This window comes from Phycicoccus avicenniae, from assembly GCF_018139485.1.
GTDB lineage: Bacteria > Actinomycetota > Actinomycetes > Actinomycetales > Dermatophilaceae > Phycicoccus > Phycicoccus avicenniae.
This window is the reverse complement of the sequence record NZ_JAGSNF010000008.1, coordinates 126,930-137,149: the sequence shown is the minus strand read 5'-3', so window position 1 is coordinate 137,149 and position 10,220 is coordinate 126,930. Positions and strand designations below refer to the sequence as shown.

Annotated in this window: 5 protein-coding genes; all 5 read left to right on the top strand. The window is 70.0% G+C overall.

Going from position 1 to position 10,220, the window contains the following annotated elements:
• The first annotated feature begins 129 nt into the window (after positions 1–129).
• The 5 genes from KC207_RS07300 to KC207_RS07280 all read left to right on the top strand — a co-directional run bounded on the left by KC207_RS07300 (position 130) and on the right by KC207_RS07280 (position 10,138).
• Positions 130–918: a hypothetical protein gene (locus KC207_RS07300; RefSeq protein WP_211602346.1), complete on the top strand. Its 789-nt coding sequence runs from the start codon at positions 130–132 to the stop codon at positions 916–918.
• 277 nt (positions 919–1,195) lie between these two features.
• On the top strand, positions 1,196–1,792 hold the full coding sequence (gene rplJ, locus KC207_RS07295; RefSeq protein WP_211602345.1) for a 50S ribosomal protein L10: 597 nt from the start codon (positions 1,196–1,198) through the stop codon (positions 1,790–1,792).
• Between the two features lie 64 nt (positions 1,793–1,856).
• Entirely contained in the window at positions 1,857–2,252 is a 396-nt protein-coding gene (gene rplL, locus KC207_RS07290) for a 50S ribosomal protein L7/L12 (RefSeq protein WP_211602344.1), read from the top strand.
• Positions 2,253–2,661: 409 nt separating this feature from the next.
• The gene (rpoB, locus tag KC207_RS07285) at positions 2,662–6,150 is read left to right on the top strand and encodes a DNA-directed RNA polymerase subunit beta (RefSeq protein WP_211602343.1); all 3,489 of its coding nucleotides are present in this window, start codon (positions 2,662–2,664) and stop codon (positions 6,148–6,150) included.
• A gap of 100 nt (positions 6,151–6,250) precedes the next feature.
• Positions 6,251–10,138: a DNA-directed RNA polymerase subunit beta' gene (locus KC207_RS07280; protein ID WP_211602342.1), complete on the top strand. Its 3,888-nt coding sequence runs from the start codon at positions 6,251–6,253 to the stop codon at positions 10,136–10,138.
• The last annotated feature ends 82 nt before the right edge of the window (positions 10,139–10,220 follow it).

Genomic DNA, 10,220 nt, shown 5'->3' with positions numbered 1-10,220 from the left:
GCCCCCCCCCCCCGCGGGGGGGGGGCCCGGTCGCCGTCCCCCGGTGTCCCGGCGCGCGTCCAGGTTCGGTCCGTAGCCTGCCGGTCAGGCACGACCGGACCGACGTGACGCCACCGATCGGGGAGCACCATGACGCGCACCGCCCTCGCCACCCTCGCCCTCTCGGGCGCCCTCGCCCTCGCCGGCTGCGGCACGACGACCGCACCCGCCGGTGCCGGCCCCGCCGTCGGCGACACCGTCGCCCTCCAGGAGGTCGCCCGCGCGAGCGTGCAGGCCGCAGGGCGGGAGGGCACGGCCCACGTCACGGCGAGCGTCGACGGCGACGTGGTGCTCGACGGCGACCTCGACCACACCGGTGAGGAGCGGCGTGCCGCGATGACGCTGACGAAGGACGGCGCGACCCTCGAGGTCGTCCGGGTCGGCGCCACGGTCTACCTCGGCGGCGACGCCGTCACCCGCTTCTCCGGCGGCGACCCGTGGGTGGAGGTCTCGCCCGACGGGGACGACCCCGCCTCGCGGATGCTCGGCTCGCTCCTCGAGCGACTCCAGGACGGGGGCGGGCCGAAACAGGGGCGTGCGGCCCTGGACGGGGTGGCCGCCACCGTGACGGCGGTCGAGGACGGCGAGACCACCTACGAGGCGACGCTGACGCGCGAGCAGCTCGCCGCGGCCGCGGGGGACGGCGCGGCCGCGCTCGGGGGCCTGCGCGCCGCGGTCGGCGGGCCTGGGCCGACGGTCCCGGAGGAGGGCGTCACGGCGTCCTTCACCGTCGGTGCCGACGGCCTTCCCGTCGCGCTCGCGAGCGGCCTCGACGGCCGCGCCGTGGAGGTCCGCTGGTCGGCGTGGGGGGAGCCGGTCGAGGTGGCCGCGCCTCCCGCGGACGAGGTCGGCACCCTGCGGACGCCCTCCGCCGGCTGAGCCGGCGTCCAGCGCCCGGGTCCGACCGGACCCGGGCGATTTGGGCCGGGGGGCCGCGGTCCCCTACGCTGGGGCCTGACCGTAGACCGCCGGATGTCCGGTGCACCCGCACCGGGTCGAAGGCCCCGCCACTCGCGGGCGTCCAGCGTAGGCCACGAAGTTCCCCGGACGACCGGACGCTGTCCGTTCGCGCCCCGACGAGCCCCGTGCCCTGCGCCGGGGCTCGCTGCCGTGTCCGGGCCTTCCCGTCGGTCGGACCTGACGGAAGGAGGCCCGGATGTCACGAGCCGACAAGGCCGCGGCGATCGCCGAGATCTCGGAGAAGTTCCAGAGCTCGACGGCTGCCGTCCTCACGGAGTACCGCGGGCTCTCGGTGGCGCAGATCACCGAGCTCCGCCGCTCGCTGCGTGGCAACGCGACCTACGCCGTGGTCAAGAACACGCTGACCAAGCGTGCTGCCGAGGACGCCGGGGTGACCGCGTTCGACGGTCAGCTCGTCGGCCCGTCCGCCATCGCCTTCGTCGAGGGCGACCCGGTGGAGGCGGCCAAGGGTCTGCGCGACTTCGCCAAGGCCAACCCTCACCTGGTGATCAAGGGCGGCGTCATGGAGGGCAAGACCCTCAGCGCCGAGGAGATCACCAAGCTCGCGGACCTCGAGTCCCGCGAGGTGCTCCTCGCGAAGCTGGCCGGCGCCATGAACGCCTCGCTCAGCAACGCTGTCTCGCTCTTCGCGGCTCCGCTGTCGCAGACGGCTCGTGTGGTCGAGGCGCTGCGGGCCAAGGTCGAGGCCGAGGGCCCGGTGGCCACCACCGACGCCCCCGCCGCGGCCGGCGAGGAGACCACCGACGTCGCCGAGGGTGGCGACGCGAGCTGACCCACCGGGTCCGCTCATCCGACAAACCGCCACTCACGGCACCCCAGTACGAAAGGACGCCATCATGGCCAAGCTCAGCACCGACGAGCTCCTTGACGCCTTCAAGGAGATGACCCTCATCGAGCTCTCCGAGTTCGTCAAGGAGTTCGAGGACACCTTCAACGTCACCGCCGCCGCGCCCGTCGCGGTCGCCGGTGCGGCCGCCCCGGCCGCCGGTGGCGACGGTGGCGGCGACGCCGCCGCCGAGCAGGACGAGTTCGACGTCGTCCTCGAGGCCGCCGGCGACAAGAAGATCGCCGTCATCAAGGAGGTCCGTGCGCTGACCTCCCTCGGTCTCAAGGAGGCCAAGGACCTCGTCGACGGCGCGCCGAAGCCGGTCCTCGAGAAGGTCGACAAGGACGCGGCCGAGAAGGCCAAGGAGCAGCTCGAGGGCGCCGGCGCCACCGTCACCCTCAAGTGAGCCCCGCCCCCGTGAGGGGGTGACGCTCGGCCCGATGGGGCCCGACCACGCCGGTCGGGCCCCATCGGCACGTCCGGGCCCGTGCGGCGGCTTGCGGGCGGAATCCGGTGCCGGAGCACGCCACGTGGGCCGATCTGCTTGACGCGGCGGGATGGGACCGTCATTCTGTTCCGGTCGCCCGCTCGCGCGGGGGACCGCACCGGGAGCCAGGGGGCTTGACGCGGCTGGACGGTGCTGCCCGAATCGGGTATGCTATCTCTTTGCGCTGCCCCCTACCTCCCCGCTCGTCGTCGAGCAGCCACGTCGCCATGCCCCCGGCTGTCCCGGGACCCGCGACACGGCGGTCGTCGGCGGAGGGTCGGTGAGGGTGGCCACGCCCGCTCGCCCATGGCCCGTGGAAGGAACCTCCTTGGCTGCCTCGCGCACCTCGTCGAACACCGTGAACTCCGCCCGGACGGCCTCGGGCCGTCTCTCCTTCGCCAAGATCAACGAGCCCATGGAGGTCCCCGACCTCCTCGCGCTCCAGACCGAGAGCTTCGACTGGCTGCTCGGCAACGAGAAGTGGCAGGAGCGCGTCGCCGCGGCGCAGGCCGCCGGCCGCGACGACGTCCCCGACCGCTCCGGTCTCGAGGAGATCTTCGAGGAGATCTCCCCGATCGAGGACTTCAGCGGCTCGATGTCGCTGAGCTTCCGCGACCACCGGTTCGAGGAGACCAAGTACTCCATCGACGAGTGCAAGGAGCGGGACCAGACGTACTCGGCGCCGCTGTTCGTCACCGCCGAGTTCATGAACAACACCACGGGCGAGATCAAGAGCCAGACGGTGTTCATGGGCGACTTCCCGCTCATGACCGAGCGGGGCACCTTCGTCATCAACGGCACCGAGCGGGTCGTCGTCTCCCAGCTCGTCCGCAGCCCGGGCGTGTACTTCGAGCGCAGCGCCGACAAGACGTCCGACAAGGACATCTACAGCGCCAAGGTCATCCCGAGCCGCGGTGCGTGGCTCGAGTTCGAGATCGACAAGCGGGACATCGTGGGCGTGCGCGTCGACCGCAAGCGCAAGCAGTCGGTCACCGTCCTGCTCAAGGCCCTCGGCATGTCCGAGGCCGACATCCTCGAGGAGTTCGGCGACTACGAGTCGATGCGGGTCACCCTGGAGAAGGACAACACGACCGACCAGGACGACGCGCTGCTCGACATCTACCGCAAGCTGCGTCCGGGCGAGCCGCCGACGAAGGAGGCCGCGCAGACGCTGCTCGACAACCTCTACTTCAACGGCAAGCGCTACGACCTCGCGAAGGTCGGCCGCTACAAGATCGACAAGAAGCTCGGCGTCGACGCCGGCCTCTCCGAGTCGACCCTGTCCGTCGCCGACATCGTCGCCACCATCAAGTACATCGTCGCGCTGCACGCCGGCGAGGACTCGATGAAGGGCCACCGTCGCGGCGAGGAGATCGACGTCCGCGTCGAGACCGACGACATCGACCACTTCGGCAACCGTCGCCTGCGCAACGTCGGCGAGCTCATCCAGAACCAGGTCCGCACCGGCCTGTCCCGGATGGAGCGCGTCGTTCGCGAGCGGATGACGACCCAGGACGTCGAGGCCATCACGCCGCAGACGCTCATCAACATCCGCCCGGTCGTGGCGTCCATCAAGGAGTTCTTCGGCACCAGCCAGCTCTCCCAGTTCATGGACCAGAACAACCCGCTCGCGGGGCTGACGCACAAGCGCCGGCTCAACGCGCTCGGCCCGGGTGGTCTCTCGCGTGACCGCGCCGGCATGGAGGTCCGTGACGTCCACCCGTCGCACTACGGCCGGATGTGCCCGATCGAGACCCCCGAGGGTCCGAACATCGGTCTCATCGGCTCGCTCGCGTCCTACGGGCGGATCAACTCCTTCGGCTTCATCGAGACCCCGTACCGCAAGGTCGACAAGGGCCGCATCACCGACGAGGTCCACTACCTGTCGGCGGACGAGGAGGACACCTTCGTCATCGCCCAGGCCAACGCCACCCTCACCGAGGACGGCCGCGGCTTCGGCGACGAGCGCGTCCTCGTCCGGGTCAAGGGCGGCGAGGTCGAGAACGTGCCGCAGGACGAGGTCGACTACATCGACGTCTCCCCGCGGCAGATGGTCTCGGCGGCCACCGCGCTCATCCCGTTCCTCGAGCACGACGACGCCAACCGCGCGCTCATGGGCTCGAACATGCAGCGTCAGGCCGTCCCGCTCGTGCGGGCCGAGGCCCCGCTCGTCGGCACCGGCATGGAGTACCGCGCGGCGGTCGACTCCGGTGACGTCGTCGTGGCCGAGAAGGCCGGTGTCGTCACCGAGGTCTCCGCGGACCTCGTGACGGTCGCCGCCGACGACGGCACGCAGCGCACCTACCGGATCAACAAGTTCGACCGGTCCAACCAGGGCAACAGCTACAACCAGGTCGTCCGGGTCGACGAGGGGCAGAAGCTCGAGGCCGGTCAGCTCATCGCCGACGGTCCCGCGACCGAGGGCGGCGAGATGGCGCTCGGGCGCAACCTCCTCGTGGCGTTCATGCCGTGGGAGGGCCACAACTACGAGGACGCGATCATCCTCAGCCAGCGTCTGGTGCAGGACGACGTCCTGTCCTCGATCCACATCGAGGAGCACGAGGTCGACGCCCGCGACACGAAGCTCGGCCCGGAGGAGATTACCCGCGACATCCCGAACGTCAGCGAGGACGTCCTCGCCGACCTCGACGAGCGCGGCATCATCCGGATCGGTGCCGAGGTCCGCGACGGCGACCTCCTCGTCGGCAAGGTCACGCCCAAGGGCGAGACCGAGCTGACCCCGGAGGAGCGCCTGCTCCGTGCGATCTTCGGCGAGAAGGCCCGCGAGGTCCGCGACACCTCCCTCAAGGTCCCCCACGGCGAGACCGGCACCGTCATCGGCGTCAAGGTCTTCGACAAGGACGAGGGCGACGAGCTGCCCCCGGGTGTCAACCAGCTGGTCCGCGTCTACGTCGCGAACAAGCGGAAGATCACCGACGGCGACAAGCTCGCCGGCCGGCACGGCAACAAGGGCGTCATCTCCAAGATCCTCCCGGTCGAGGACATGCCGTTCCTGCCCGACGGGACCCCCGTCGACATCGTCCTCAACCCGCTCGGTGTCCCCGGCCGGATGAACGTCGGCCAGATCCTCGAGCTGCACCTCGGCTGGGCCGCCAGCCGCGGGTGGAAGATCGAGGGCGAGCCGGACTGGGCCTCGCTCATCCCCGAGGACGCCCGTGAGGCCCCCGCGGGGACCCGCGTCGCGTCGCCGGTTTTCGACGGCTGCCGCGAGAACGAGATCGTCGGGCTGCTCGACAGCACCCTGCCGACCCGTGACGGCGACCGCCTCATCGACGGCTCCGGCAAGGCCCGGCTCTTCGACGGCCGCTCCGGCGAGCCGTTCCCCGAGCCGGTGTCCGTGGGCTACATGTACATCCTCAAGCTGCACCACCTCGTGGACGACAAGATCCACGCGCGCAGCACGGGTCCGTACTCGATGATCACCCAGCAGCCGCTCGGCGGTAAGGCCCAGTTCGGTGGCCAGCGCTTCGGTGAGATGGAGGTCTGGGCCCTCGAGGCGTACGGCGCGGCCTACGCGCTCCAGGAGCTGCTCACGATCAAGTCCGACGACGTCAACGGCCGCGTCAAGGTGTACGAGGCCGTCGTCAAGGGCGACAACATCCCCGAGCCCGGCATCCCCGAGTCCTTCAAGGTGCTCATCAAGGAGATGCAGAGCCTCTGCCTCAACGTCGAGGTGCTGTCGAGCGACGGCTCCACGATCGAGATGCACGACGCCGAGGACGACGTCTTCCGCGCCGCCGAGGAGCTCGGTATCGACCTGTCCCGGCGGGAGCCGAGCAGCGTCGAAGAGGTCTGACTGGTGACCCGGTCCGGGACGCACGTCGCGTCCCGGACCGGGGGCCCGCCCGACTCACACCCGTCAGACCACAGATTTCAGCAACGAGAGAAGGAACCACGTGCTCGACGTCAACTTCTTCGACGAGCTCCGGATCGGCCTCGCCACCGCCGACTCCATCCGTGCCTGGAGCCACGGTGAGGTCAAGAAGCCCGAGACGATCAACTACCGCACCCTCAAGCCCGAGAAGGACGGCCTCTTCTGCGAGAAGATCTTCGGCCCCACCCGGGACTGGGAGTGCGCCTGCGGCAAGTACAAGCGCGTCCGCTTCAAGGGCATCATCTGCGAGCGCTGCGGCGTCGAGGTCACCCGCGCCGCCGTGCGTCGTGAGCGGATGGGCCACATCGAGCTCGCCGCCCCCGTCACCCACATCTGGTACTTCAAGGGCGTCCCGAGCCGGCTCGGGTACCTCCTCGACCTCGCCCCGAAGGACCTCGAGAAGGTCATCTACTTCGCGGCCTACATGATCACGCACGTCGACGAGGAGCAGCGGCACGCCGACCTGCCCTCGCTCGAGGCGCAGATCCAGGTCGAGAAGAAGGAGGTCGAGAACCGGCGCGACGCCGACGTCGAGACCCGCGCCAAGAAGCTCGAGGACGACATCGCCGCGCTCGAGGCCGAGGGCGCCAAGTCCGACGCCAAGCGCAAGGTCCGTGACTCCGCCGAGCGCGAGATGAACGCGATCCGTCGCCGGTCCGACCAGGCCGTCGAGCGGCTCGAGCAGGTCTGGGACCGGTTCAAGAACCTCAAGGTCCAGGACCTCGAGGGCGACGAGGTCCTCTACCGCGAGATGCGCGACCGCTTCGGCCTCTACTTCGAGGGCGGGATGGGCGCCGCGGCGATCCAGAAGCGCCTCGAGACCTTCGACCTCGACGCCGAGTCCGAGTCGCTGCGCGAGACGATCGCGACGGGCAAGGGCCAGCGCAAGACCCGCGCGCTCAAGCGCCTCAAGGTCGTGTCCGCGTTCCAGACGACGACGAACCAGCCGGCCGGCATGGTCCTCGACGCGATCCCGGTCATCCCGCCGGACCTGCGTCCGATGGTCCAGCTCGACGGTGGCCGCTTCGCCACCTCGGACCTCAACGACCTGTACCGCCGCGTCATCAACCGGAACAACCGCCTCAAGCGGCTTCTCGACCTCGGTGCGCCCGAGATCATCGTCAACAACGAGAAGCGGATGCTCCAGGAGGCCGTCGACAGCCTCTTCGACAACGGTCGTCGCGGCCGCCCCGTCACGGGTCCGGGCAACCGTCCGCTGAAGTCGCTGTCCGACATGCTCAAGGGCAAGCAGGGCCGGTTCCGCCAGAACCTGCTCGGCAAGCGCGTCGACTACTCGGGCCGGTCGGTCATCGTCGTCGGTCCGCAGCTCAAGCTGCACCAGTGCGGCCTGCCGAAGCAGATGGCGCTCGAGCTCTTCAAGCCGTTCGTCATGAAGCGGCTCGTCGACCTCGACCACGCGCAGAACATCAAGTCGGCCAAGCGGATGGTCGAGCGCCAGCGCCCGGTCGTGTGGGACGTCCTCGAGGAGGTCATCACCGAGCACCCGGTGCTCCTCAACCGTGCGCCCACGCTGCACCGCCTCGGCATCCAGGCCTTCGAGCCGCAGCTCGTCGAGGGCAAGGCCATCCAGATCCACCCGCTCGTCTGCACCGCGTTCAACGCGGACTTCGACGGTGACCAGATGGCCGTGCACGTGCCGCTGTCGGCGGAGGCCCAGGCCGAGGCCCGCATCCTCATGCTGTCCTCGAACAACATCCTCAAGCCGGCCGACGGCCGTCCCGTGACCATGCCGACCCAGGACATGATCATCGGCCTGTACCACCTGACCTCCGCGGTCGAGGAGGGCACGGGCGAGGGCCGGTTCTTCGCGAGCGTCGCCGAGGCCAGGATGGCGTTCGACGCGGGCGAGATCGACCTCGGCTCGACGGTGAAGATCCGTCTCACCGACGTCGTCCCGACCCCGCTCATGGAGCTGCCCGAGGGCGTCTCCGTCGGCGAGGACGGCACGGTGCCGTCGATGACGCTCGAGACGACGCTGGGGCGTGCGCTCTTCAACGAGACGCTCCCGCTCGACTACCCGTACGTCAACGCCCAGGTCGACAAAAAGCGCCTGTCGACGATCGTCAACGACCTCGCCGAGCGGTACAGCAAGGTGCAGGTCGCGGCGAGCCTCGACGCGCTCAAGGAGTACGGCTTCCACTGGGCCACCCGGTCCGGCACGACGGTCGCCATCTCCGACGTCGTCACCCCGCCGCGCAAGCTCGAGATCCTCGAGGCCTACGAGACGAAGGCGACGAAGGTCCAGGCGCAGTACGAGCGCGGTCTCATCACCGACGACGAGCGCCGTCAGGAGCTCATCGAGATCTGGACCCAGGCGACGAACGAGGTCGCCAAGGAGATGGAGGGCAACATCCCGCGCACCAACACCATCTACCGGATGGTGAACTCGGGTGCGCGCGGTAACTGGATGCAGCTCCGCCAGATCGCCGGCATGCGCGGCCTGGTGTCGAACCCGAAGGGCGACATCATCCCGCGACCGATCCGCGCGAACTTCCGCGAGGGTCTGTCGGTGCTCGAGTTCTTCATCTCGACGCACGGCTCCCGCAAGGGCCTGGCCGACACCGCGCTGCGCACGGCCGACTCCGGGTACCTCACCCGGCGTCTCGTCGACGTCTCGCAGGACGTCATCATCCGTGAGGACGACTGCGGGACCGAGCGTGGCCTGTCGATGCCGATCGCCTCGACCGACGAGCGCACCGGCGACCGGGCCGTCCACGACGACGTCGAGACCGCGGTCTACGCCCGCAGCCTCGCCGAGGCCGTCGAGAAGGACGGCGAGGTCCTCGCCGAGGCCGGCATCGACCTCGGGGACGTCGTCATCGGCGCGCTCTTCGCGGCCGGGGTCGACTCCGTCAAGGTGCGCTCGGTGCTGACCTGCGACTCCAAGGTCGGGACCTGCGCGAAGTGCTACGGCCGCTCGCTGGCCACCGGCAAGCTCGTCGACATCGGTGAGGCCGTCGGCATCATCGCGGCGCAGTCCATCGGTGAGCCCGGCACCCAGCTGACGATGCGGACCTTCCACACCGGTGGTGTGGCCGGTGACGACATCACCCAGGGTCTGCCGCGTGTCGTCGAGCTCTTCGAGGCCCGCACCCCGAAGGGTGTCGCGCCGATCACCGAGGCCGCCGGCCGGGTGACGGTCGAGGAGACCGACAAGGCGCGCCGGATCGTCATCACGCCGGACGACGGCTCGGACGACCAGGCCTACCCGGTGACGAAGCGGGCCCGCCTGCTCGTCCAGGACGGGCAGCACGTCGAGGTCGGCGCGCAGCTGACGCAGGGGTCCATCGACCCCAAGCAGGTGCTGCGCATCCTCGGCCCGCGCGCGGTGCAGATGCACCTCGTCGACGAGGTCCAGGACGTGTACCGCCAGCAGGGTGTGTCGATCCACGACAAGCACATCGAGGTCATCGTCCGGCAGATGCTCCGCCGGATCACGATCATCGAGTCGGGCGACGCCGACCTGCTCCCGGGCATGCTCGCCGAGCGCGGCCGGTTCGAGACCGAGAACCGCCGGGTCGTCTCCGAGGGCGGGAAGCCCGCCTCGGGTCGTCCGGAGCTCATGGGCATCACGAAGGCCTCGCTCGCGACCGAGTCGTGGCTGTCGGCGGCCTCGTTCCAGGAGACCACCCGGGTGCTCACCGAGGCCGCGATGGAGGGTCGCTCCGACCCGCTGCTCGGCCTCAAGGAGAACGTCATCCTCGGAAAGCTCATCCCGGCCGGTACGGGTCTCGCCCGCTACCGGAACATCACGGTCGAGCCCACCGAGGAGGCCAAGGCGGCGATGTACTCGATGCCGAACTACGAGGACTACGCGTTCTCGTTCGGTCCGGGCTCCGGCGAGGCCGTCCGCCTCGACGACTCCGAGCTGGGTCTCGACCGGCTCTGACGACGGGCAGCGCTCGCCGTCGAGCGCACAGGACACGCCGTGTGGGCACTCGCCCGCACGGCGTGTCCCGTTCCGTCGACGA

What these genes read in the sequence shown, in the direction of transcription:
- KC207_RS07300 (WP_211602346.1), top strand. Translation starts at nt 130, where the DNA reads ATGACGCGCACCGCCCTCGCCACCCTCGCCCTCTCGGGCGCCCTCGCC.
- rplJ (WP_211602345.1), top strand. Translation starts at nt 1,196, where the DNA reads ATGTCACGAGCCGACAAGGCCGCGGCGATCGCCGAGATCTCGGAGAAG.
- rplL (WP_211602344.1), top strand. Translation starts at nt 1,857, where the DNA reads ATGGCCAAGCTCAGCACCGACGAGCTCCTTGACGCCTTCAAGGAGATG.